Source organism: Frigoribacterium sp. AC512 (assembly GCF_979258295.1).
On record NZ_OZ409850.1, the window covers coordinates 635,346 to 658,790 of the forward strand.

Below are 23,445 nucleotides of genomic sequence, written 5' to 3' on the forward strand. Positions count from 1 at the left end.
CGGCCCTCGAGGCGGGCGACGTGGCCGCCTGTCGCTAGGCGCGGCTCCGGAGGGAGTCTCCGGCGCCCCGCGGCAGCCGCAGCCCCTCGGGCAGGCTCACGAGGGCCAGCGCCGCGAGGACGACGAGGGCGACCTGGTATCCGGTGGCCGCGCCTCCCGTGCCCGCGGCAGTGGCGACCGTGTCGGCGACCCGGACGGTGAGCGCCGTCAGCGCGACGCCGAGGCCCACGGCGAGCTGTCCCGTGATCGACGCGATGGCGTTGGCCGGGGCGATCTGTGCGGCCGGCACGTCGGCGAACTGCAGGGTGTTGTAGGCCGTGAACCCCACCGACCGGAACACGCCGCTGACGAGCAGGATCGCGGCCACGAGCACGGGCGACGTGTCCGGCCCGACGACCGACGCGGCGACGAAGGTCGCGGCGAGCCCGACGGTGGCGACGACGATGATCGGCACGATGCGGAACCGGTGCATCAGGGGAGTCGTGAACGGCTTGACGCCGAGGTTGCCGACGAAGACCCACATGAGCATCAGGCCGGCCTCGACGGGCGACCAGCCGAAGCCGTCCTGCAGCAGCAGCGGGACGACGAAGGGCACGCCGTTCACGACGGCCCGGTAGAGGGAGCCGCTGAGGTTCGTGACCCGGAAGGTCGCGACCCGGAAGGGTTCGAGATCGAGGAGGGGGTGCCTGGCTCGACGGAACCACCGGCCGGCCGCGAGCCCGAGAGCCACCGCCACGGCGACGAGCAGGGCCCCGAGCAGCACGGTCGCCTGGTCGCCGAGCAGCTCGAACGCGACGACGAGGGCGACGATCGCGCCGACGACGAGCAGGAGCCCCGGCCAGTCGAGCGGGTGCCGGTCGCCGACCTCGGGCGACGGCACGACCCGCCACGCCGCGAGGAGCAGCAGGGCGCCGATCGGCACGTTGACGAGGAACACCCACTCCCAGCCGAGGTGCTCGGTGAGGAGGCCGCCGATCAGGGGCGCCACGACGGGGGCCGCCAGGGCCGGCCAGGTCAGGTAGGCGATCGCCTTGATCAGCTCGGACTTCTCGGTGCTGCGCAGCACGATGAGACGCCCGATCGGCACCATCATCGCTCCCGCGGCGCCCTGCACGACCCGAGCCGTCGTCAGCGCGACGAGGTCGGGGCTGAGCGCACACGCGAGCGACGCCAGCGTGAACAGCACCACCGCGGCGAGGAACACCCGCCGTGCGCCCCACCTCTCGGCGAGCCAGGCGCCCAGCGGGATGAACGCGGCCACGGCGACCAGGTAGCCGGTGACCGCGATCCCCAGCTGAGCGGGCTGCACGCCGAAGTCACGAGCCACGGAGGCGGTGGCCGTCGACAGGATCGTGGCGTCGAGGTTCTCCATGAAGAAGGCCGCCGCGACCACGAGCGCCACCGGTCGCGACCAGCGCGGCGCGGCCGCCGCCTCCTCGGCTCCGGGCCCCGGCGCGGGGGTCGACGTCACAGCGAGAACGCCCCGACGACGGGCTGGAACTTCATGGTCGTCTCGGCGACCTCGCGCTCGGGGACGGACTCGGCGACGACGCCGGCGCCGGCGAACGCCCGGACGGTGCCGTCGGCGTGCACCTGGGCGCAGCGGAGCGCGATCGCCCACTCGCCGTCGCCGTCGGCGCCCACCCAGCCGACCGGCCCGGCGTACCGGCCGCGGTCGAACGGCTCGAGCCGCCGGATCAGCTCGAGCGCGCGCGGGGTCGGGGTGCCGGCCACGGCCGCGGTCGGGTGCAGGGCGGCGATCAGGTCGAGCGACGACGACCCGTCGGTGAGCCGCCCGCGCACGTCGCTGGCGAGGTGCCACAGGTTCGGCAGCTTCAGCGTGAACGGCTGCTCGCCCGTCACGACGTCGTCCGCGTGCGGGCCGAGCGAGAGGAGCAGGCTGCGCAGCGCGAACGCGTGCTCGTCGAGGTCCTTGGTCGAGGTGGCGAGGGCGTGGGCGGCCTGCTCGTCTGTGACGGCGTCGACGCCTCGTGCGCTGCTGCCCGCGAGGACGCGCGCGCTGACCTCGCCGCGCTCCGTGCGGACGAGGGTCTCGGGGCTGGCCCCGATCAGGCCGTCCACGGCGAACGCGTAGCAGTCGGGGTAGGCCGTGAGCAGGGTCGCGGCGACGAGCCGCAGGTCGGCCTCGGCGGGCAGCCTGCCCACGAGGTCGCGCGCCAGCACGACCTTGCTCACCTCGCCGTGCCGGATCGCCTGGACGGCCTGCGCCACTGCGGCCGCGTAGCCCGGCCCGGACAGCTCGCCGTCGACCATGCGGAGCCTCGTCGACGCGCCCACGGGAGACGCCGGGGGCAGCTCGGCCCCGTCGACCCTCGTGATCCAGGCCACGCCGTCACGACGCCCGAGGACGATGCGCGGCACGATCAGGACGCTCGTGTCGGCCGACTCGTCGTCGAACGCGAACGAGCCGAACGCCATCAGGCCCGTCCCCGGCACGCCGACCTCGTCGACGACGGAGGCGAGGCTCGCGACCGTGCGCCAGGCGACGGCCGCGTCGCGCATCCGGTCGGGCCCGGTGAACTCGAGCCGCAGCGCCTCGCCGATGCCGGCCATGCCCGCGCCGCCCCGCACGAAGACGAGCGGGCTGCGCGGGTCGACGACGTCGAGGAGGGGGCTGATGTGGTCGATCTGCGTGGTGCGGACGGACAAGGAGGGGACGTGCAGCGACGAGGGGACCACGGTTCGACCCTACTCGGGCCACGCACGGGGCATGCCGGTAGGATCGACCATCGTGACCAAGGCCGATATGAACAAGCAACCCGACGAGGTAGCGTCCATGTTCGACGGCGTCGCCCGCCACTACGACCGCACGAACGACGTGCTCTCCGCGGGCAACGCCGTCCTGTGGCGCGTCGCGACCGTCAAGGCGATCGGCGCGGGCCCCGCAGACCGCGTCCTCGACATCGCCGCGGGCACCGGCACCAGCTCGGCGGCCATCGCCGCGCGGGGCGCCGAGGTCGTCGCGCTCGACTTCTCGCACGGCATGGTCGAGGTCGGCCGTGAGCGTCACCCCGAGATCGAGTTCGTCGAGGGCGACGCGGAGCAGCTCCCGTTCGACGACGAGACCTTCGACGCCGTCACCATCTCGTTCGGCCTGCGCAACGTCAACCGGCCGAAGCAGGCGCTCGCCGAGATGTACCGGGTGCTCAAGCCCGGCGGCCGTCTCGTCGTCTGCGAGTTCTCGACGCCGCCGTTCGGCCCCCTCCGCGCCGCCTACGGCACCTACCTGCGGCACGTCATGCCGGTCGTGGCCCGGGCCGTGAGCAGCAACACGCCCGCCTACTCGTACCTCGCCGACTCGATCGACGCCTGGCCCGAGCAGCAGGTGCTGAGCCAGTGGCTGCGCGGCGCGGGGTTCACCCGGGTGGCGCACCGCAACCTGACGCTGGGCATCGTCGCCCTGCACCGGGGCCGCAAGCCGGCCGACCCGTCGACCCGCGCCTCCGCGGCGAAGAAGAAGTAGCCGCCGCCCCCGGGGCGGTCGACCAGACCAGACGAAGGTGACCCCTGTGAACCCGAGTGTGCCGCTCACCCGCCGCAGCAGCTCCCTGAGCTCGTCGCTCGGACTCGGCGAGAAGCTCTTCGCCTCGCCCTCCGACCGGCGCTTCGTGCAGTCGGTCGACGACGGCCTCGAGCTCGTCGAGCAGGGCCTGCTCCGCGAGATCGCGTTCGCCGACGAGATCGCCGACGCGACGACCCGCTACCTGCTCGCCGCCGGCGGCAAGCGCGTGCGCCCGACCCTGACCCTCCTCATCGCCCAGCTCGGCGACGGCGCCACCCCGGGCATCGTCGCGTCGGCCCAGGCGACCGAGATCACGCACCTCGCGTCGCTCTACCACGACGACGTCATGGACGAGGCGCAGATGCGCCGCGGGGTGCCCAGCGCCCAGACCGTGTGGGGCAACAACGTCGCGATCCTCGCCGGCGACCTCCTCTTCGCCCGGGCCAGCACCATCGTGTCCGGCCTCGGACAGGAGGCGATCCTGCTGCAGGCCGAGACCTTCGAGCGGCTCTGCCTCGGCCAGCTGCACGAGACGGTCGGGCCGCGCGAGGGCGACGATCCCATCACGCACTACATCGACGTGCTCGGCGACAAGACGGGCTCGCTGATCTCGACCGCGGCCCGTGCCGGCGTGATGTTCTCGGGGGCGCCCCGGGAGTACCTCGCCCCCGTCGCCGAGTTCGGCGAGAAGATCGGCATCGCGTTCCAGCTGATCGACGACGTGATCGACCTCTCCGACCAGGCCGAGGAGACGGGCAAGCGCGCCGGCACCGACCTGCGCGCGGGCGTCGTCACCCTCCCGCTGCTCTACCTCCGTCAGGAGGCGCAGACCGACATGGAGGCGGCGGCCCTGCTGGGCGTCATCGACCAGGTGGTCGACGCCACCCGTGCCGCCGAGGACGGCGCCGACCCGGTCGACGAGGCCGAGTTCGCCGAGATCGTCCGTCAGCTCCGGGAGCACGAGGTCACCGACCGCACGCGCCGCGAGGCGCACCGGTGGGCGTCGGAGGCGCTGGCCGCCCTCGACGCACTGCCGGCGGGCCCCGTCAAGAAGGCCCTCACCCGCTTCGCCGACCGGGTGGTCGAGCGCTCCGCCTGACCGGCTGCGCGCCTCCTCGGCTCCGCTCCCCGCCCCCACCCACAGACACCGCACCGTCCGCACGGCCGGCACCTCCGCGCCGTACACCAGCAGAGAGAGACAACTCGTGACAACCCTTCGACTGGCCATCGTCGGAGCCGGCCCCGCCGGCATCTACGCCGCCGACATCCTGCTCAAGGCCGAGAAGGCCTTCGACGTGTCGATCGACCTGTTCGAGCAGCTGCCTGCCCCCTACGGCCTGGTCCGCTACGGCGTCGCACCCGACCACCCCCGCATCAAGGGCATCGTCAACGCCCTGCGCGACGTGCTCGACAGCGGCGACATCCGGGTCTTCGGCAACGTCCGCTACGGCGAGGACATCACCCTCGACGACCTGAAGCAGCACTACAACGCGGTCATCTTCTCGACCGGCGCCATCAAGGACGCCGACCTCGACGTCCCCGGCATCGAGCTCGAGGGCAGCTACGGCGCCGCCGACTTCGTCAGCTGGTTCGACGGCCACCCCGACTTCCCGCGCACCTGGCCGCTGGACGCGCAGTCGGTGGCCGTGGTGGGCGTCGGCAACGTCGCCCTCGACGTCTCGCGCATCCTCGCGAAGCACGCCGACGACCTGCTGCCGACCGAGATCCCGGACAACGTCTACGCCGGGCTCAAGCAGTCCTCGATCACCGACGTGCACGTCTTCGGCCGTCGCGGACCTGCCCAGGTCAAGTTCACGCCGCTCGAGCTGCGCGAGCTCGGCGAGGTGCGCGACGTCGACATGGTCGTGCACGACGAGGACTTCGACCACGACGAGGCCTCCAAGACCGCGATCGCGACGAACAAGCAGGTCTTCGTCATCGACAAGGTGCTGAACCAGTGGCGTCAGCGCGAGGTCGGCACGGCGTCGCGTCGGCTGCACCTGCACTTCTACGCGAAGCCGCTCGAGGTCGTCGGCGACGACGAGGGCCGCGTCGCGGCGTTCCGGTACGAGCGCACACGGCCGGACGGACAGGGCGGCGTCGAGGGCACGGGCGAGATCCGCGAGGTCCCGGTGCAGGCGATCTACCGCGCCGTCGGCTACTTCGGCTCGCCCCTCGACGGCATCCCCTTCGACGAGCGTCGCGGCGTGATCCCGAACCACGAGGGCCAGGTCATGGACGACGACAACCAGATCATGCCCGGCGTCTACGCCACCGGCTGGATCAAGCGCGGGCCGGTCGGCCTCATCGGCCACACGAAGTCCGACGCCATGGAGACCGTCAAGCACGTCATCAACGACCAGGCGAGCTGGTGGCAGCCCGCCGACACGTCCGACGAGGCGATCCCCGCCCTGCTCGAGCAGCGCGGCGTCGAGTACACCGACCTCGAGGGCTGGCACCGCCTCGACCAGCACGAGCAGTCGCTCGGGGCACAGCACGAGCACGAGCGCGTCCGCGTCAAGGTCGTGCCCCGTGACGAGATGGTCCGCGTCTCGCGGTCCGGCTCCGGTGCGGGCCCGGACGCGGGCTCCGACTCCGACGCGGCGGTCGTGTCCGTCTGACGTGCCGCCGCCTCCTCTCGGGGGCGACCCGCGCCTCCTGCGTCCTGCCCCCGGGCGCGCTGCAGGAGGCGCGTCGTCGTCTCCGGGGAGCGCTCCCGGCGATCGCGTCACCCGCCCCGGCGCTCGTGGCTAAGCTGGTCGGCATGGCAGACAGCTCTTTCGACGTGGTCAGCAAGGTCGACAAGATGGAGGCGGACAACGCCCTCCACCAGGCGCAGAAGGAGATCGAGCAGCGCTACGACTTCAAGGGCGTCGGCGCCTCGGTCGACTGGAGCGGCGAGAAGCTGCTGCTCAAGGCGTCGACGGAGGAGCGGGTCAAGGCCGTCCTCGACGTCCTGGAGTCGAAGTTCATCAAGCGCAGCATCAGCCTCAAGCACCTCGACGCGGGAGAGCCCTTCGCCAGCGGCAAGGAGTACCGCATCGAGGCCGCCCTCAAGGAGGGCATCGAGCAGGACGCCGCGAAGAAGATCGGCAAGATCATCCGCGACGAGGGCCCCAAGAGCGTCAAGAGCCAGATCCAGGGCGACGAGCTGCGCGTGCAGTCGAAGAGCCGTGACGACCTGCAGGCCACCATGGCCCTGCTCAAGAAGGCCGACCTCGACGTCGACCTCCAGTTCGTCAACTTCCGGTAGCAGCCGGCCCGGCCCGCGGCTTCTGCCCGCGCTGACCCCGGCCCGGCCCCTGGTCTGGCACCGTCGGGCCGTAATTTGAGAGGTATCCGAGCGCGAGCCACCATCGGTGCTGTTCATCTCAGTGTGCGGAGCCGAGGAATGTCTCCCTTTGAGATGCCCAGTGTCCACATCGCCGCTTCGACCGTGGCGAGCACACCCGGCCAGGCGAACATGACGTCCGGGTAAGGGAACTCGAGCACGGTGTAGCCGAGGACGATCATCTCGGAGATCCGTCGTCGGTCGGAGTTGTACGACGCGGGCGAGGAGTGGTGGTCGACGCTCACGCACTCGACGATGAGCCGGTCGCCGATGAGCAGATCCGACCGGATCGACGTGGTCAGTTCCGGTTGCACGAGTGTCCCGATCCCCGCGTCCGCGAGTCGAACGCGTGCGATCGATTCCGTCCCCGACTCCGCCCGGCGGTCTGCGAGATCGACCGCGGCGCGCAGGCGAGCAGGCAACCGTCGGCGAACCAACTCGATGTCGACGGGGTCGACGACATGTCCCGCTCGTTGGACCGAGTCGAGCACGGCCACTGCTTCCCACACGGGGAGGTGCAACAGGGACTGGGCCACTGCAGGGACTGGCGACACGACCAGCCTGTCGGCCAGCGGGTCGAGGTGGTGCGCGTCGCGGAGGACGACGACCGACTCGTCTCGTCGGGTGAGGCGGCGGCCCGCGTCGTCGGGGTGACGGAGTCGGTGGTCGTTCGCTCGCACGCTGACGAACAACGGCGCACCGTGCGGTTGCCATCCGCCGATGAGCGCCGTCGCAGACGGGCCGGCCAGGGCGCCGCCTACGCGGGCGGACCTGATGATCTCCCGCGGGAGATCCGGCGCCGCGTAGATGCCGTGGCGGACGCGGAGCAGATCACCAGCGCGCCACGTGCGGTCCAGCAGCTCCTGCGAGGCCCCGTCCTGTAGGAGCTGACGGCGTGAAGCGAGGCCACCGTGTCGAGCCAGCGGCTCGGAGAGAAGAGCGTCCATCAGCTGAGAGTGCTGAACCGGCTGCTGTCTCTCGCGCGACGCAGAGCGTGCTGTGGACAAGACGAGGTGCCCAGGGGTCGGGGGAGGGCTCGACCGTATCGATCAAGTCAGTTCAGCAAACCGAGACAGATCCGCGCTCTGACGACGGCAGGGCTTGATGATCGGCGGCAGGAAGGCGGGAATCGCTCTCAAATTTTGGAAGAAGGAGGCCGGAGGGAGGGGGAGGGGCGGGGTGGTCAACGGGAGCCGCCGGAGGCTGTATATTTGTCTGGCGCCTCCGGTCGGTGATTACATGGGCCGGGCGTGCATGGCAAGTTACCCAAGCGGCCAAAGGGATCTGACTGTAAATCAGCTGGCGTAGCCTTCGGGGGTTCGAATCCCTCACTTGCCACAGTTCCATCGCTCCTCTCGGAGCAGGCGACACCACGACGGACTCGAGAGATCGGGTCCGTTCGTCGTTTCCGCGGTCGATCGAGCACGACCGCCAGGAGGCCCCATGGACGACACCAGCACCAGCACCAGCACCAGCACCAGCACCGACACCGACACCGACACCGACACCGGCGCGAGCACCGACACCGGCACGAGCACCGACACCGACACCGGCACGAGCGCCGACACCGGCACGAGCGCCGACACCAGCCCGAGCGCCGACACCGGCCCGCAGGGCATCGCCGAGCTCCTGGCCCTCGCCGTCGAGGTCACGACGGCCGCAGCCCGGCTCGCGGCCGCGCGGCGCGCCGAGGGGGTCGAGGTCGCCGACACGAAGAGCAGCCTCGTGGACGTGGTCACCCACACCGACCGCGAGGTCGAGTCGTTCCTCCGTGCCCGGCTCGCCGAGCTGCGTCCCGGCGACGGCTTCCTCGGCGAGGAGGGCGACCCCGACGACTCCTCCACGGGACTCACCTGGGTCGTCGACCCGATCGACGGCACCGTCAACTTCCTCTACGGGATCCCGCAGTGGGCGGTCAGCGTCGCCGTCGTCGAGGGCGGCCCCGATCCGCTCACCTGGTCGGCCCTCGCCGCCTGCGTCGTGAACCCGCTCTCGGGCGAGGTGTTCACGGCGAGCCGAGGAGGCGGCGCCTGGCTGGGCGAGGAACGTCTCGTCCCGTCCGCCCCCGCCTCGCTCGCCGAGTCGCTGTTCGCGACGGGGTTCTCGTACGAGGCCGACCGGCGGGTCGAGCAGGCCGCCGTGGTGGGCCGCCTGATCGGCCAGGTGCGCGACCTTCGTCGCCTGGGAGCCGCCTCCCTCGATCTCTGCGCCGTCGCGGCCGGTCGTCTCGACGTGTACGCCGAACGTGGCCTCAAGCCGTGGGACCACGCCGCCGGCGTGCTCGTCGCGCAGGAGGCCGGCGCGGTGGTGCGCGGCGAGGAGGGCCAGGCGCCGAGCGGCAGGCTCGTGGTCGCGTCGGCACCGAACGTCGCCCGGGCGGCCGACGCTCTCCTCGAGGGTGCGCGGTTCTGACCTGCGTCTCGACAAATGGCCTCTGGTCAGGTATTCCTGCGAGAAGCCCTGCGTCCACATCGCCGTGGCACCCGAAGGCGGGTAGCCATCTGGTGAACGAGCGGCTACCCTTGACGAGTTCGTTACTTCTCCGTGACATTGGTCCGGAGTGGTCACGATGTCGACCTCGAGAGCCGATGAGCCCTCTTCCGCCCGAACCCCGAGGATCCATCACCCGTGTCGAAGTCCCACCCCATCGCCGAGCATGAAGGCGACCAGCAGTCGCGTCGTGCACCCGTCGATCAGCGGGATGACGCGACCGGAACCCCGGCGCAGCAGGTCTTCCTGACCCGCCGCGAGGCCCGTGAGGCCGAGCGTCGCGCCGCCGCATCCGTGTCTGCCCCCGCCGCTTCCGTGTCTGCCCCCGTCGCGTCTCCTGCTGCCGACGTGCCCGTGCCTGTGGCCGTCGTGCCCGCACCCGTCACGTCGGCCGCCGCCGCCGAGACGGCCCCGGCCCCGGCCCACGCCACCAGGGCCGAGCGCCGCGCCGCCGAGGCCGAGGCTGCTCGCCGTCGGGGCCGTCGCCCCGCCGCCGCCGCCCCCGCGGTCGCCGCCCCCGAGGCGATCTCCGCCCCCGAGGCGGGTCGCGCGACCGCGCGTGCCGCGCAGCGCCCCGTCACCCCGCGAGCTGCAGCCGCTCCGCGAGCTGCCGCCACCACGACGGGTCCGGCCGCGGCTCCCCGCCAGCGCAGCTCGTTCCGCAGCGCGGGCAAGCGCGTCACGGTCGTCGGCGCCATGGTCTTCGCCGGCGCGATGCTCGTCTCCACCTCCGTCCCCGCGAACGCCTTCTTCGTCGACACCGACGAGCGGACGGTGGCCAAGAAGGCCGCCGCGAGCCAGACCTTCGTGGCCGGCGCCGCCGCGGAGGACGCCGCCTCCCGCGACGGCTACTCCGTCACCGAGATGAAGGTCGCGCCCGTCAGCGAGTACGCCTCGACGAGCTCCAGCACCTTCTCGAACGACGTCGCCGGCACCGTCCAGTGGCCCTTCGCGACCGGGGTGCCGATCAGCAGCGGCTTCGGCGGTCGTCACGTCACGAACTGCGGCTTCTGCAGCACGTTCCACAACGGGCTCGACTTCGTCCCGGGTGCCGGCTCGCCCATCCAGGCGATCGCCGACGGCACCGTCAGCGCGGTCACGGGCCCGGGGGGCGCCTTCGGCAACCACGTCGAGATCGAGCACGTCATCGGCGGCGAGAAGGTCACGTCCACCTACTCGCACATGCAGACCGGCTCCGTCCAGGTCTCCGTCGGCGAGAAGGTCACCGTGGGGCAGCTCGTCGGCAAGGTCGGCAGCACCGGCAACAGCACCGGTGCACACCTGCACTTCGAGATCCACCTCGGCGGCGTCCCCGTCGACCCGTACCCCTGGCTCACCGCCAACACGAACTGACCCGTCGGAGGTGCCCGCCGACCTGAGCAGGACGGTGATCGTCCCGGACAGGCTGGTGGCCAGCCCGCGCACGAGCCGCAGTTCATCCCCCCGTCACGACGAAGCCCCCGACCTCGGTCGGGGGCTTCGTCGTGACGGCACGGGCGCGGCGCTCAGCGCACGTCGTCGACCGAGGCGAGCCACACGGCGGCGTTGGGCGGCAGCGCCGGCCCGTCGAGCGCCATCGTCGACAGCAGCACGTCGCCGACCGGCAGCTCGACCGCCACCTCGCCCGTGTTGGCCACCACGGTGACGCCGCCGGTGCGGAAGGCCACGACGCTCTCGTCGTAGCCCTCGACCCAGGTGAGGGGGGCGGCGCCGAGCTCGTGCTCCGCGCGCAGGGCGAGGGCCGAGCGGTAGAGCTCCAGCGTCGAGCCGGCGACGCCCTGCTGCTCGTCACGGGCGTAGGTCGACCAGTCCTCGGGCTGCGGCAGCCAGGAGGCGCCGGTCGCGCTGAAGCCGAAGGCCGGCGCACCCGACTCCCACGGGATGGGCACGCGGCAGCCGTCGCGCCCGTAGCGCTCGCCCTCGGTGCGGAACCACGTCGGGTCCTGGCGGCTCTCGTCGGGCAGGTCGACCGCCTCCGGCAGTCCGAGCTCCTCGCCCTGGTAGAGGTAGGCGCTGCCGGGCAGCGCGAGCATGACGGCGGAGGCCGCCCGAGCACGGGCGAGGCCGAGCTCGGGGATCGGCAGGCCGGCGCTCTTCGGGCCGATGCCGTGGCCCTGCGGGTTCTCGGCCGTGAGGGCCAGGCGGCTGGCGTGGCGCACGACGTCGTGGTTGCTCAGGACCCAGGTGCTCGGGGCGCCGACGCTCGAGAACGTCTCGATCGACTGGTCGACGACCCGGCGGATCGCGGCTGCGGACCAGCCCGTCTCGAGGTAGGCGAAGTTGAAGGCCTGCTGCATCTCGTCGGGACGCACCCACTTCGCGAGCTTCGACAGGGGCTCGACCCACGCCTCCGCGACCATGACCCGGTCGCCGGGGTACTCGGCCAGCACCTGGTGCCACTCGCGGTAGATCTCGTGCACGCCGTCCTGCGCCCAGTAGGGCGGGGTGGCGTCGGCGGTCTCCCCGCCGCCCATGCTGCCGGCGTCGGCGGGCGGCGTGTAGTCGGGCAGGCCGTCGGCCTTGATCATGCCGTGGGCGACGTCGACGCGGAAGCCGTCGACGCCCCGGTCGAGCCAGAAGCGCAGCACGTCGACGAAGTCGGAGCGCACGAGCGGGTTCGTCCAGTCGAGGTCGGGCTGGGAGGTGTCGAAGAGGTGCAGGTACCACTGCCCGGGTCGGCCGTCGGGCTCGACGAGGCGCGTCCAGGCCGGTCCGCCGAAGACGGACTGCCAGTTGTTCGGCGGCAGGTCGCCGTCGGGCCCCGTGCCGTCGCGGAACATGTAGCGCAGACGCTCGGCCGAGCCGGGGGCCGCGGCCACGGCGGCGCGGAACCAGGCGTGCTCGGAGGACGTGTGGTTGGGCACGAGGTCGACGATCAGCCGGAGGCCGAGCTCGGTCGCCCGGGCGCGCAGGGCGTCGAAGTCGTCGAGCGTGCCGAAGAGCGGGTCGACGTCGACGTAGTCGGCGACGTCGTAGCCCGCGTCGTGCTGGGGCGACGTGTAGAACGGCGAGAGCCAGACCGCGTCGACGCCGAGGTCGGCGAGGGCGTCGAGCCGGGAGGTGATGCCGGGCAGGTCGCCGACGCCGTCGCCGTCCGCGTCGGCGAACGAGCGCGGGTACACCTGGTAGATGACGGCCGTGCGCCACCACTCGCCGCCGCGCTCGGCGCCGGACGACGGGGTCGACTCGATGTCGGGGACGGTCGTGGTGTCGGTCTCGGCGGGGGAGTCGAGCGTGTCGCCCGTGGTCTCGTGTGAGGACATCCCGCCACGATACGGCAGCGGCGGGGCGCCTCCGCCCGGTAGCGTGGGCCTCCCACGACACGGATCGGCGGACCCCTGGACTCCTTCATCGACCTCGCGAACGGCGACTGGTCCGACGACCCCCGCCCGTTCCCCCTGGCCCTCGGCACGAACGTCTTCGGCTGGACGGTCGGTGCCCCGACGGCGCTCGAGCTGCTCGACCTGTTCGTCGGCGACGGGGGCCGCATCGTCGACACCGCCGACGTCTACTCGGCCTGGCTGCCCGGCAACTCCGGCGGCGAGTCCGAGGCGATCATCGGCCGCTGGCTGGCCCGCCCGGGCAACCGCGACCGTGTGCTCGTGAGCACGAAGTGCGGCCAGCACCCGGCCGCGCCCGGCCTGTCGCGGGCGAGCATCCGCACCGCTGTGGAGGCCTCGCTGACCCGGCTCCGGACCGACCGCATCGACCTGTACTCGGCGCACTTCGACGACGACGAGACGCCGCTCCGCGAGACGGTGACCGCCTTGAGCGAGCTCGTCGACGAGGGGAAGATCCGCTTCGCCGGGGCCTCCAACTACTCGTCCGCGCGGCTGCGCCAGGCCCTCGCCATCGCCGAGAGCGACGGCCTGCACCCGTTCGTCGCCGTGCAGCACCCCTACAACCTGGTGAGGAGGGGCGAGTACGAGACCGAGACCGCCCCGGTCGTCGACCACTTCGGCCTCGCCGTCCTCCCGCACTCGTCGCTCGCCAGCGGCCTCCTGACCGGCAAGTACCGGGGCGGCGACGCTCCCCGGTCGTCGCCGCGCGAGGGCCGTGCGGCGAGCTACGCGACCCCGCAGGCCCTCGGGGTCGTCGAGGTCGTGGCCGAGGTCGCGGAACGGCACGGGGTCGCACCTGCCGCCGTCGCCGTCGCCTGGCTCGCCTCGAGGCCCGGCGTCGTGGGCGCACTGGCCAGCGCCCGCACCGTCGAGCAGCTGGACGACCTGCTGGGCTCGGCGTCGGTCGAGCTCGACGACCGCGACCTGGCCGCCCTCGCCGCGGCGTCCGCACCCCAGGCCTCGTAGAGGCACCGCCCGGGCGGGCGGGACCGGCTCCGAGGAGGCGGGCGTCAGCGACCGAGGACGACGACGGTGCGGACGCTCGGGTCCCAGCGCCGACCCGAGACGAGGCTGCTGGCCGGGGTCACGACCGGGCCGCGGGCGCCCTCGGGGGCCTCGCGCGCCTCCTCGTCCTCGAAGGCCTCGACCGCGGCGAGGGCCCGGCCGACCGCCTCGGCGTCGAGCCGGCTCGCCAGCGTGACGTGCGGCACCCAGAGGCCGGGGGAGGAGTGGGTCACGTCGTCCTCGCCGCCCACGATCGCGAGCACCTCGGCCTGGAGGTCGAGCAGGGCACGCGTCGCGACGATCGACCGCACGAGCACGTGCCCCCGGCCGTGCCCGAAGACCAGGGGTGCGCCGAGCACGACCGGCAGCGGGAGCAGGCGGTCGAGCAGCTCGGTCAGCGCCGGGTCGGCCGTGCCGTCGATGCCCCGCCGAGCGAGCAGCGTCACGTGCGGGGAGTTCGAGCTGCTCGCGTGGTCCGCCTGCGACGGCAGGCCGGCGTCGGAGAGCGCGGCCCACTGGGCCCGGACCCGGGCGTCCGCCGACCCGTCGAGCAGGAGTTCGATGCTGTGCACCCGTCGATGATGGCCTCGTGGAAGAGGCGCGCGCCCGGTGTCCTCAGAGGGCTCGCGGCTCTGCTACCCTTGTCTGGTGCCGATCGGCAGTCGCCCTCCTGGGCCGGCTGAGCGAGGTCACGCCCCGATAGCTCAGTGGTAGAGCACTTCCATGGTAAGGAAGGGGTCGTCAGTTCAAACCTGACTCGGGGCTCCGGCTGGTCACGGTCACACCGTGCAGACAGCTTGCGGCGGGGTAGCTCAGTTGGTTAGAGCACACGGCTCATAATCGTGGTGTCGCGGGTTCGAGTCCCGCCCTCGCTACCGCAAGGCCCTGAACGTGCATCCGCACGAGCGGGGCCTTTCTCCTTCCCGGGCTGCGCCCCTTGGGCTGTGTTTCCAGGGCTGTGCCTCCCGGGCTGTGCCTCCCGGGCTGTGTGTCTCGGGCTGTGCCCCTCGGGCTGCCTTCCTGATCGTCGTGCCCTGCTGGTCGCCTACGCTCGGGGGATGTCCCCGAGCATCCACAGCATCGGCACGGCCGTTCCCCCGACGATCATCGGGCAGGACCACATCCGTGACGTGTTCCGCAGTCAACCGGATCTCGGCCGCCTCGCACCTCGGCTCATCGGGGCGGTCTTCGACGGCGCCCAGATCGACACCCGCCACACGGTGATCGACGAGCTCGACGCCGAGCAGCCCGAGCAGCCCGGCCAGCCCGACGCCGCCCCCGTGTTCTTCGACCGTGCCGAGGGCCGCATCCTGCGCCCCGGCACCGGAGCCCGCAACGACGTCTACGTCGAGCGGAGCCCCGATCTCTTCGTCCGGGCCGCCGAGGAGGCGCTGGCCGGCGCCACGGGGATCACCGCCGCCGACGTCACCCACGTCGTCACCGTCTCGTGCACCGGCTTCTTCGCGCCGGGCCCCGACTACCTCCTGGTGCGCCGTCTCGGGCTCGCGCCCTCGACCCGGCGACTGCACATCGGGTTCATGGGCTGCTACGGCGCCTTCCCGGCCCTGCGGGCCGCCCGCGACACCTGCCTCGCCGAGCCGGACGCGGTCGTGCTCGTGGTCTGCGCCGAGCTCTGCACCCTGCACCTGCGCAGCTCGGACGACACCGACGCGATCGTCGCCTCCTCGGTCTTCGCGGACGGCGCCGCGGCGGCCGTCGTGTCGTCCCGGCCTGCGGCGGCCGGTGCGCCGGTGCTCGACCTCGACGTGCTCGAGACCGTGCTCACGCCCGTCGGCGAGGACGACATGGCGTGGAGCATCGGCGACCAGGGCTTCGACATGGTGCTGAGCAGCTACGTGCCGCACATCGTCGAGGAGCACGTCGACTCTGCGCTCGCCCCGCTGCTCGAGGCCGGCGGCGTGGCCGTCGACGAGATCGACGGCTGGGCCGTGCACCCCGGCGGCCGCAGCATCCTCGACCGTGTCGAGTCACAGGTCGGCCTCAGCGAGGCGCAGATGGCGCCGTCGCGCCGGGTGCTGCGCGAGTACGGCAACATGTCGAGCGCGACGGTCCTGTTCATCCTCCGTGAGCACCTCGAGGGCCGAGGAGGCGCGGACGACGCACCCGCACCTCCCGCCGTCCGCAGGGTGTGCGCCATGGCCTTCGGGCCCGGCCTCACGGTCGAGAGCGCGTTGCTCACCCGTCGGGTCGGCGACTGACCGTGATCGTCTCCGGGATGAGGAGGTCGCGGGATCCCCGCGGCCCCGTCGTCGACGTCGCGCAGCGCGACACCGGCCTCCGCGAGCTGATGGACGACCCTGCCTGCGACCTGGGCCAGCTGAGACGGACCTACGCCGTCTTCCCGCTCGTGAACGGGCTCGTGGCCGGCTGGCGCCGCGCGTACCGGGAGCGGATCCGGCCGCTCCTCTCCGCCGACCGGGCGACGACCCTGCTCGACCTCGGATCGGGCGGCGGCGACGTCGCGGGCTCGCTCGCCCGGTGGGCGCGCCGTGACGGGCTGCGCCTGGCGGTGACGGCCGTCGATCCCGACCGACGCGCCCACGACTTCGCGAGCGCCCGTCCGGCCGACGGCGTCGTCCATCGGTGCGCCTCGAGCGGCGACCTCGTCGACGCCGGCGAGCAGTTCGACGTCGTCGTGTCGAACCACGTGCTGCACCACCTCGACGACGCGTCCCGGGCCGACGTGCTGTCCGACAGCCGGGCGCTCGCCCGCCGGCTCGTGCTGCACAGCGACATCCGGCGGTCGCGCGCTGCCTACGCCGGATACTGGGCGGGGACCCTGCCGCTCGCGCGCACCTCTTTCGTCCGGGTGGACGGGCTGCGCTCGATCCGCCGCAGCTGGACCCACGCGGAGCTGGCTCGTGAACTGCCCGCCGGCTGGACGGCCCTCCGCCGGCCGCCGTTCCGCGTCTGGGCCGTGCTCGACCTCGACCTCGCCGACGCCGCGACCACAGGCCGGGTCGAGACCGAGACCGAGACCGAGACCGAGATCGAGACCGAGACCGAGGGCGCAGGCGCAGGTGCGGGCGATGTCGAGCCCGGGCCGCGCTCGTGATCACGCACGACGTCGTCGTCGTCGGCGGCGGACCGGTCGGCGTGCTTGCCGCGGCCCTGCTGGCGGCGCGCGGCCTCGACGTCGCGGTCTGGGAGCGCCGTGCCGAGGCGCCGAGCCTCTCGCGTGCCATCGGGGTCCACCCGCCGTCCCTCGACGTGCTCGACCGGGTGGGTGCGGCCGAGCCGCTCGTCGCCGACGCGGTGCCGGTGCGTCGCGGCGTCGCCCGCAGCGGCGGCCGCACCCTCGGCACCGTCGACTTCGACCGGGCGCACCCCCGGTGGCCGTTCGTCGCCGCCCTGCCGCAGCACCGCACCGAGCAGCTGCTGCGCGACAGGCTGGAGTCGCTCGCGCCGGGCTCGCTCCGGCGCGGTCTCTCGCTCGACGGGCTCGAGCAGGAGCCCGACCGGGTCCTGCTCCGCGGGACGGCCGCCGACGGACCGGTGGAGGCGGCAGCCCGTTTCGTCCTCGCGGCCGACGGCGCCCGCAGTCCCGTGCGCGGCGCCCTGGGCATCGACGCTCCCCTGCACCGCTACCCCGACCGCTACGTGATGTGCGACGTGGCCGACGACACCGGGCTCGGCGCGGACGCGGTCGTGCACCTCGAGCGACGTGGCGTCGTCGAGTCGTTCCCGCTGCCGGGCGGGGTGCGCCGCTTCGTGGTGCTGCTCGATGCTCACGCTGCCGACACCGGTACCGCAGCCGAGGCAGGTGCCGCGCCTGCCGCCGAGCTGGTCGCGGGCCTCGTCGCCGACCGCACCGGCCTCGACATCGACCCCGGCACGGCGACCATGACGAGCGCCTTCGGCGTGCAGCGCCGGCTGGCCCGGCGCACGGTCGCCGGGCGGGTCGTCCTGATCGGCGACGCCGCCCACGAGATCAGCCCGATCGGCGGCCAGGGGATGAACCTCGGCTGGCTCGACGCGGACGCGGTCGCCTCCGTCCTCGCGCGGGCCCTGCGCTCGGCGGGAGGGCGACGCCTCGATCCCACCGTGTTCCGGGCGTACGAGGAGGCGCGTCGCCGGTCGGTCGCCCGCTCGGCTCGGCAGGCGGAGATCAACATGGCCCTCGGCCGTCCCGTCGGGCCCGTCGTCGGTGCGGCCCGGCAGGTCGGCCTGTCGGCGGCGCTGCACCTGCCGACCCGCCGGCTGCTCGCCTCGCTCTACTCGATGCGCTTCGTCTGACCCGGAGCTGCGCGCCGGGGCGGAGGGGACGTCTCGTGCCGGTCAGGCGACGAGTGCCGTGCCCGCGAGGGCGAGCGAGAGGACCAGCACGAGCGCAGCCGCGATGACGAGCCGGAACAGCCCCCGCGTCGCCCCGCCGCGACGCACGAGCCTCGCGCCGACCACGGAGAGCACCAAGGCGGTCGCCGCCCCGACGAGGCCCGCGCCGGTGCGGAAGGGCGTCAGCGAGTCGTCGAGGAGGAGCCCCGCAGCCGTCACGACCGCCGCCGTCCCCAGGGCGGCGAAGGCAACGAGCCCGGCGCGCAGGCGTCCGAGCCGGTGGGGCAGCCCGACGACGCCCGTCCGGGCGTCGTCGTCGAGGTCGGGCAGGACGTTGGTGAAGTGGATCGCGACGCCGAAGGCGGCCCCGACGATCATCGCCCAGGCGGCGGGAGCAGCTGGCGGCGCGGCGGCGAGGGTCACCACGGCGGGCAGGGCACCGAAGCCGACGACGAAGGGCACGGCCGACCACGCCGTGCGCTTGAGCCCGAAGTTGTAGGCCCAGCCGGAGGCGAGGAAGAGAAGGTGGGCGACGCCGGCGGCCCAGCCGAGGACGAAGGTCACGGCGATCGCGACGACGGTCACGACGCTGACGGCGGCGGCCGCAGTCGAGGTGGAGACGAGGCCCAGCGCGAGGGGCTTGTCGCGGCGCCCGACCTGGCGGTCGCGCGCAGCGTCGACGAGGTCGTTCGAGAGCCCGATCGAGAGCTGACCGGCCAGCACGGCGACGCCGAGCAGCAGGATGCGGCCGACGCCGAGACCGACCGCCGTCGCGAGGACGACAGAGAGCACGGTGACGGCGACGGTGGGGCCCGGGTGAGCGGACCGCGCCAAGGCGCCCAAGGTTGCGACGGGTGAGCTCGTCACGAGCACGTCCTGCGGCGGAGACGGCGAAGCGCAGGAGGAGCAGGCACAGGGGGAGATCGAGTGAGCACGCCCGGGTCGGGGGAGACCCGAGCGTGCTCGTCAGCCGCTCGCAACCTTCGGGGGGACACGTGGATCAGGACCTGTCCCTGGCTGTCGATCGAGGGCTCGCGTCGAGTTACCATCCCAGACGTGGGGGAAGTGTACGACGCGAGCCCTCGCAGCGGTAGACCCATCGAGCAGACTCGGCTACTGGCCGCGGCCGGTCTTCTCCTGGAGGCGGTCGATGTGCTCGCTCGCCTTGGCCTTGCTCAGGTCGGCAGGCAGCTCTTCGCCTGCCTCGCGGGCGAGCGTGTCGAGGTAGCTCTTCTGCGGGCCGGTCATCGGCTCGTCGCCGGTGACCCAGTCCTCAGGGTCCTTGGAGGCGGTGGTGGAGGGGTCGGGACGTTCGCCGCCCAGGGTCTCTCCGGACCCGGCGTCGGCGCCGGAGGCAGGTGCCCCGCCGCCCTCGGGTGCTGCGGGGTCGACGGGCGTGATGTCAGGGTCGATGTTCGAGTCGCTCATGGGGAGAACGTACGCCGCGCCCCCGACATCGGCCCCGGTTAGACTCGACGCCGTGCCTGTGAACCCCGATCTGCAAGGGCGGGTCCTCCCGCCGGCCCCCGCCTACCTCGTCGGCCGGGAGAAGGTGCGCGAGTTCGCCCGTGCCACCGGCTCGACCAGCGCCCTGTCGCTCGACCCCGAGGCCGCGCGCGCTGCCGGCCACGCCGACGTCGTCGCCCCGCCGACCTTCCCCGTCGTGGTGCAGGAGGCGACCCTCGCGCAGCTCCTCGCCGAGCCCGACGCGGGCATCGACTTCTCCCGGGTGGTGCACGGCGAGCAGCGCTTCCGCTACAGCCGGCCCGTCGTGGCGGGCGATGAGCTCACGGCCACGCTCACGGTGACCAGCGTCAAGTCTCTCGGCGGCAACTCCATGGTGACCGCCTCCTCCGACATGGTCGACCAGGCCGGGGCGCACGTCGTCACCGCGGTGTCCACCCTCGTGGTGCGGGGGGACGACGCGTGAGCGCCCTCGAGGTCGGCCAGGTCGTGGCCCACAAGACCTACCCGCTGACGCGCGACTCGCTCGTCCGCTACGCCGGCGCGTCCGGCGACTTCAACCCGATCCACTACCGCGACGACGTCGCGGAGTCTGTCGGCCTGCCGGGCGTGCTCGCCCACGGCATGCTGACCATGGGCACCGCGGTGCAGCCCGTCGTCGAGTGGCTCGACGGGTCGGGCGACGACGCCGGCGTGATCGGCTGGGTCTCCGACTACCAGGTCCGCTTCACGCGTCCGGTGGTCGTGCACCCGGCCGACGGCGCCGAGCTGTCCGTCACCGCGAAGGTCGCGGCGCTCGACGACGAGGCCGGCACGGCGCGGGTCGACCTCACCGTGACGGTCGACGAGAAGACCGTGCTGGGCAAGGCCCAGGTCGTGGTGACCCTGGCGTGAGCTCCTTCTCCGAGCTGACGACGATGCGCGTCGGCGGCGAGCCCGCGCGGTTCGTCACGGCCGACGGCACGGACGAGCTGATCGACGCCGTCCGCGCCGTCTGGGCCGACGACGAGCCCTGGTTCGTCCTCGGCGGCGGCTCGAACACGGTCGCCTCCGACGAGCCGTTCGAGGGCACCGTGGTCCACGTGCGCACGCGCGGCGTCGAGCGGCTCGACGACGTCGACGGTCGGGTCCGCCTGCGGGTCGCCGCCGGCGAGCCCTGGGACGACCTCGTTGCCCTGACGGTCGACGCGGGCTGGTCCGGCCTCGAGGCGCTGAGCGGCATCCCCGGCTCGACGGGCGCCTCACCGATCCAGAACATCGGCGCGTACGGGCAGGAGGTCTCGTCGACGGTCGTCTCGGTCGACTTCCTCGACGCCGACACGGGCGAGTTCGTCCGCGTGCCCGCGGCGAACCTCCGCCTCGGCTATCGCACGAGCGTGTTCAAGCAGGGCCGGGCGGGCGTCGTGACGGCGGTCGAGTTCGCGCTCCGCGACGAGGGAGGCGCGAGCGAGCAGGTCTCGTACCCGCAGCTCGCCGGGGCCCTCGGCGTCGACCTCGGGGCCCGGGTCTCGGTCGCCGACGTGCGGTCGAGCGTGCTGGCCCTCCGCGCCTCCAAGGGCATGGTGCTCGACGCCGACGACCGCGACACGTGGTCGAGCGGCTCGTTCTTCACCAACCCCGTGGTGTCCCGCCAGGCGGCCTCGGATCTGCCCTCGGACGCCCCGCGCTGGCCGATCGACCCCGAGCCCCAAGACCGGGTCGTGCCGCTCGGCGAGACTCCGGCACCGCCGCCTCCGCCGACCAGCGGGGCCGTCAAGCTCAGCGCCGCCTGGCTGATCGAGCACGCGGGCGTCGCGCGCGGCTTCCGCCTGCCGGGCTCGGGAGCCGCGATCTCGACGAAGCACACGCTGGCCCTGACCAACCGGGGCAGCGCCTCCGCCGACGACGTGGTCGAGCTCGCCCGCTTCGTGCAGCAGCGGGTGCTGGCCGAGTTTGGCGTCCTGCTCCGCCCCGAGCCGGTGCTGCTCGGCCTCGACCTCTGACCTGACGTCAGGCGCGTGCCGAGGGCAGCCAGCCCCGCTCCATCGCGAGGGTGACCGCGCGGGTGCGGTCGCCCACGCCGAGCTTCTCGAAGACGTGCTGCAGGTGGGTCTTGACGGTGGCCTCGCCGACGAAGAGGCGCAGGCCGATCTCGCGGTTCGAGCAGCCCTCGGCGACCAGCACGAGCACCTGGGTCTCGCGGGGACTCAGCGGCGTCGGCGTCGACCCGACGGGGCCGTCCGCACCGACGCCCGTGACGCTCGCCGGGGCGTCCGCCTGCGCTGCCGTCCGACGAGCGCGCCCCACGAGCAGCGCCGCCATCGACGGCGCGAGCGCGACCTGCCCGGCGACGACCGAGCGGAGCCCCGCGAGCAGCTCCTCCTCGGGAGCGGCCTTGAGCAGGTAGCCGCTCGCGCCCGCCTCGACGGCGCCGAGGATGGCGTCGTCCGACTCGTAGGTGGTCAGCACGACGACACGGGCGGTCGGCACGTCCCGGAGCACCGCCTCCGTCGCGGCGACGCCGTCGAGCCGCGGCATGCGGAGGTCCATGAGCACGAGGTCGGGCCGCAGCTCGGCGGCGAGCTCGACCGCCTCGACGCCGTCGGAGGCCTGGCCGACGACCTCGAAGTCGAGCGTGGCCGTGAGCATCGCGGTGAGCCCCTGCCGCATGATCGGGTGGTCGTCGACGACCAGGGTGCGGACGCTCACGACTGCTCGCCGCCGGGCAGGTGCGCGGCCACGGTCGTCCCGGCCGCACCGCTGACGACCTCGAGCCGCCCGCCGGCCAGCCTCAGCCGCTCGTCGAGGCCGTCGAGCCCGAAGCCGTCGCGGGACGCGGCAGGATCGAACCCGCTGCCCTCGTCCCGCACCGACAGCACGACGCCCCCGGCGGCGCCCGCACCCTCCGCGATGCCGGCCCCGCGAGCGAGCGCGACGTGCGCCGAGCGCGACCCGCTGTGCTTGCGGACGTTGGCCAGCGCCTCCTGCGCCGCCCGGATCACGACGACCTGGTGGTCGCGCGGCAGGGCGAGGCCCGGCTCCACGTCGACGGTCACCGCGACGCCGCTCTCGCGCGCGAACCGTGCGGCGAGGCGGCGCAGGGCGTCGGCGAGGTCGCCGCTGTCGAGCCCGGAGGAGGCGGTGGCCGCGACAAGCGTGCGGGCGTCGGTGAGCGCGTCCCGGGCCGACGACTCGATCAGGTCGAGCTGGGCGAGGCCGGCGGCCGCGTCGCCGGCGGCGACCGACGTCCGTGCCTGCTGGCTGAGCATCACCAGCCCGGTGAGGCTCTGCGCGACCGTGTCGTGGATCTCGCGGGCGAGGCGCTCCCGCTCGGCCACGGTTCCGGCCTCGCGGTGCCGGGTGGCCAGCTCGTCCTGGGCGGCGCGCAGCTCGTCGAGCAGCCGGCCGCGCTCGACGCCGGTGCGGGCGATCGACGTGATCCAGGAGCCGAGGGCGATGCTGAAGAGCAACGAGAGCCCCTCGCTCGTGGCGGCGGTCGCGAGCGTGTCCGCCGACCAGCCGAGGCTCGCGACGAAGCCCGCCGAGATCGAGAGGCAGAGCAGCACGTTGGCGACGATCGCCGAGCGGGGCGTCGGGAGCACGGTCCAGAGCAGCGGCATCGAGAACGCCTGCAGCACGGCGAGCGGCGGTGCGCCGGCGACGGCCAGCCCGCCGACGACCACGACCGCCGCGACGACCACGACCTCTGCCCGGCCCACCTGGTCGTCGTCCCTCCGCACGACCGGTCGGGCGAGGATCAGCCAGGTCAGGACGAACAGCCCGGTCGCGGCGAGGGCGAGCGGGCGGCCGCCGACGGCGCTCGACACCGCGCTGCCGTCGGCGCTGCTGCCGGCCTCGGAGGCGAGCGCGAGCACGACCAGCACCACGGCCGTGGCCCCGGCCCCGAGGTCCCACCAGCGCATCGCGACGCGGCTCGTGCCCGGGCGCGCGCCCGCGCCGCGGCTCGCGGTGCGGGCGCCCTCAGCTGCCGTGGCGGTCATGTCCGTCACCGTACC

The 23,445-nt window shown here is 73.3% G+C and carries 22 protein-coding genes and 3 tRNA genes; 16 read left to right on the forward strand and 9 right to left on the reverse strand.

Annotated elements, in window-relative coordinates; genetic code table 11:
- Window positions 1–34: 34 nt before the first annotated feature.
- On the reverse strand, window positions 35–1,471 hold the full coding sequence (locus ACZZ97_RS02870) for an MFS transporter (RefSeq protein ID WP_463472239.1): 1,437 nt from the start codon (window positions 1,469–1,471) through the stop codon (window positions 35–37).
- Window positions 1,468–2,700: an isochorismate synthase gene (locus ACZZ97_RS02875; RefSeq protein WP_314102340.1), complete on the reverse strand. Its 1,233-nt coding sequence runs from the start codon at window positions 2,698–2,700 to the stop codon at window positions 1,468–1,470. The genes ACZZ97_RS02870 and ACZZ97_RS02875 overlap by 4 nt, the downstream gene beginning before the upstream one ends.
- A 52-nt stretch (window positions 2,701–2,752) precedes the next feature.
- Here ACZZ97_RS02875 and ACZZ97_RS02880 point away from each other — a divergent pair, with 52 nt between their 5' ends.
- From ACZZ97_RS02880 to ACZZ97_RS02895, 4 genes are all read left to right on the forward strand, one after another.
- Entirely contained in the window at window positions 2,753–3,484 is a 732-nt protein-coding gene (locus ACZZ97_RS02880) for a demethylmenaquinone methyltransferase (protein WP_463472240.1), read from the forward strand.
- A 46-nt stretch (window positions 3,485–3,530) separates the two neighbouring features.
- Window positions 3,531–4,622, forward strand: a complete 1,092-nt coding sequence (locus ACZZ97_RS02885; RefSeq protein ID WP_314102350.1) for a polyprenyl synthetase family protein — start codon at window positions 3,531–3,533, stop codon at window positions 4,620–4,622.
- Window positions 4,623–4,728: 106 nt separating this feature from the next.
- A complete protein-coding gene (locus ACZZ97_RS02890) occupies window positions 4,729–6,144 on the forward strand; it encodes an FAD-dependent oxidoreductase (protein ID WP_314102343.1) in 1,416 nt (471 codons plus the stop codon).
- A 143-nt stretch (window positions 6,145–6,287) separates the two neighbouring features.
- Window positions 6,288–6,776: a YajQ family cyclic di-GMP-binding protein gene (locus tag ACZZ97_RS02895; RefSeq protein WP_123546714.1), complete on the forward strand. Its 489-nt coding sequence runs from the start codon at window positions 6,288–6,290 to the stop codon at window positions 6,774–6,776.
- A 113-nt stretch (window positions 6,777–6,889) separates the two neighbouring features.
- On the opposite strand, the gene ACZZ97_RS02900 is transcribed toward ACZZ97_RS02895, so the two are convergent.
- The gene (locus ACZZ97_RS02900; RefSeq protein ID WP_463472241.1) at window positions 6,890–7,801 is read right to left on the reverse strand and encodes a type IV toxin-antitoxin system AbiEi family antitoxin domain-containing protein; all 912 of its coding nucleotides are present in this window, start codon (window positions 7,799–7,801) and stop codon (window positions 6,890–6,892) included.
- A gap of 309 nt (window positions 7,802–8,110) precedes the next feature.
- On the opposite strand from ACZZ97_RS02900, the gene ACZZ97_RS02905 reads away from it, so the two are divergent.
- The 3 genes from ACZZ97_RS02905 (at window position 8,111) to ACZZ97_RS02915 (ending at window position 10,697) form a co-directional block, all read left to right on the forward strand.
- A tRNA-Tyr gene (locus ACZZ97_RS02905) sits at window positions 8,111–8,192 on the forward strand.
- A gap of 105 nt (window positions 8,193–8,297) precedes the next feature.
- Window positions 8,298–9,266: an inositol monophosphatase family protein gene (locus ACZZ97_RS02910; RefSeq protein WP_463472242.1), complete on the forward strand. Its 969-nt coding sequence runs from the start codon at window positions 8,298–8,300 to the stop codon at window positions 9,264–9,266.
- Between the two features lie 216 nt (window positions 9,267–9,482).
- Entirely contained in the window at window positions 9,483–10,697 is a 1,215-nt protein-coding gene (locus tag ACZZ97_RS02915; RefSeq protein WP_463472243.1) for a M23 family metallopeptidase, read from the forward strand.
- Between the two features lie 152 nt (window positions 10,698–10,849).
- On the opposite strand, the gene ACZZ97_RS02920 is transcribed toward ACZZ97_RS02915, so the two are convergent.
- The gene (locus ACZZ97_RS02920; protein WP_314102285.1) at window positions 10,850–12,607 is read right to left on the reverse strand and encodes a glycoside hydrolase family 13 protein; all 1,758 of its coding nucleotides are present in this window, start codon (window positions 12,605–12,607) and stop codon (window positions 10,850–10,852) included.
- Between the two features lie 135 nt (window positions 12,608–12,742).
- On the opposite strand from ACZZ97_RS02920, the gene ACZZ97_RS02925 reads away from it, so the two are divergent.
- Window positions 12,743–13,651, forward strand: a complete 909-nt coding sequence (locus tag ACZZ97_RS02925; RefSeq protein WP_463473749.1) for an aldo/keto reductase — start codon at window positions 12,743–12,745, stop codon at window positions 13,649–13,651.
- Window positions 13,652–13,695: 44 nt separating this feature from the next.
- Here ACZZ97_RS02925 and ACZZ97_RS02930 read toward each other — a convergent pair whose 3' ends face one another.
- Window positions 13,696–14,262 (reverse strand): 2'-5' RNA ligase family protein, encoded by a 567-nt coding sequence (locus tag ACZZ97_RS02930; protein ID WP_463472244.1) that lies wholly within the window; start codon window positions 14,260–14,262, stop codon window positions 13,696–13,698.
- 121 nt (window positions 14,263–14,383) lie between these two features.
- Here ACZZ97_RS02930 and ACZZ97_RS02935 point away from each other — a divergent pair.
- The 5 genes from ACZZ97_RS02935 to ACZZ97_RS02955 all read left to right on the forward strand — a co-directional run bounded on the left by ACZZ97_RS02935 (window position 14,384) and on the right by ACZZ97_RS02955 (window position 17,947).
- Window positions 14,384–14,455, forward strand: a tRNA-Thr gene (locus tag ACZZ97_RS02935).
- Window positions 14,456–14,491: 36 nt separating this feature from the next.
- Window positions 14,492–14,565: transfer RNA gene (locus ACZZ97_RS02940), tRNA-Met, on the forward strand.
- A 183-nt stretch (window positions 14,566–14,748) separates the two neighbouring features.
- Entirely contained in the window at window positions 14,749–15,909 is a 1,161-nt protein-coding gene (locus ACZZ97_RS02945; protein ID WP_463472245.1) for a type III polyketide synthase, read from the forward strand.
- 17 nt (window positions 15,910–15,926) lie between these two features.
- A complete protein-coding gene (locus tag ACZZ97_RS02950) occupies window positions 15,927–16,766 on the forward strand; it encodes a methyltransferase domain-containing protein (protein WP_463472246.1) in 840 nt (279 codons plus the stop codon).
- Complete coding sequence (locus ACZZ97_RS02955) at window positions 16,763–17,947, forward strand: FAD-dependent oxidoreductase (protein ID WP_463472247.1); 1,185 nt, start codon at window positions 16,763–16,765, stop codon at window positions 17,945–17,947. The genes ACZZ97_RS02950 and ACZZ97_RS02955 overlap by 4 nt, the downstream gene beginning before the upstream one ends.
- Window positions 17,948–17,989: 42 nt before the next feature.
- Here ACZZ97_RS02955 and ACZZ97_RS02960 read toward each other — a convergent pair whose 3' ends face one another.
- The gene (locus ACZZ97_RS02960; RefSeq protein WP_463472248.1) at window positions 17,990–18,778 is read right to left on the reverse strand and encodes a UbiA family prenyltransferase; all 789 of its coding nucleotides are present in this window, start codon (window positions 18,776–18,778) and stop codon (window positions 17,990–17,992) included.
- A 321-nt stretch (window positions 18,779–19,099) separates the two neighbouring features.
- A complete protein-coding gene (locus tag ACZZ97_RS02965; RefSeq protein ID WP_192042170.1) occupies window positions 19,100–19,414 on the reverse strand; it encodes a DUF3072 domain-containing protein in 315 nt (104 codons plus the stop codon).
- A 52-nt stretch (window positions 19,415–19,466) separates the two neighbouring features.
- Between ACZZ97_RS02965 and ACZZ97_RS02970 the strand changes: the two genes are divergently transcribed.
- Genes ACZZ97_RS02970 through ACZZ97_RS02980 form a run of 3 tightly spaced genes read left to right on the forward strand, consistent with a single transcriptional unit; the run spans window position 19,467 to window position 21,432 of the window.
- A complete protein-coding gene (locus ACZZ97_RS02970; RefSeq protein WP_133737874.1) occupies window positions 19,467–19,916 on the forward strand; it encodes a MaoC family dehydratase N-terminal domain-containing protein in 450 nt (149 codons plus the stop codon).
- Window positions 19,913–20,344: a MaoC/PaaZ C-terminal domain-containing protein gene (locus tag ACZZ97_RS02975; RefSeq protein ID WP_133737873.1), complete on the forward strand. Its 432-nt coding sequence runs from the start codon at window positions 19,913–19,915 to the stop codon at window positions 20,342–20,344. The genes ACZZ97_RS02970 and ACZZ97_RS02975 overlap by 4 nt, the downstream gene beginning before the upstream one ends.
- Entirely contained in the window at window positions 20,341–21,432 is a 1,092-nt protein-coding gene (locus ACZZ97_RS02980) for a UDP-N-acetylmuramate dehydrogenase (protein WP_463472249.1), read from the forward strand. Before ACZZ97_RS02975 ends, ACZZ97_RS02980 begins: the two co-directional genes overlap by 4 nt.
- A gap of 7 nt (window positions 21,433–21,439) precedes the next feature.
- Here the strand turns inward: ACZZ97_RS02980 and ACZZ97_RS02985 are convergent, their stop codons facing one another.
- Both ACZZ97_RS02985 and ACZZ97_RS02990 read right to left on the reverse strand, forming a co-directional pair.
- Window positions 21,440–22,138: a response regulator gene (locus ACZZ97_RS02985; protein ID WP_463472250.1), complete on the reverse strand. Its 699-nt coding sequence runs from the start codon at window positions 22,136–22,138 to the stop codon at window positions 21,440–21,442.
- Window positions 22,135–23,430 (reverse strand): sensor histidine kinase, encoded by a 1,296-nt coding sequence (locus ACZZ97_RS02990; RefSeq protein ID WP_463472251.1) that lies wholly within the window; start codon window positions 23,428–23,430, stop codon window positions 22,135–22,137. The genes ACZZ97_RS02985 and ACZZ97_RS02990 overlap by 4 nt, the downstream gene beginning before the upstream one ends.
- Window positions 23,431–23,445: the final 15 nt, after the last annotated feature.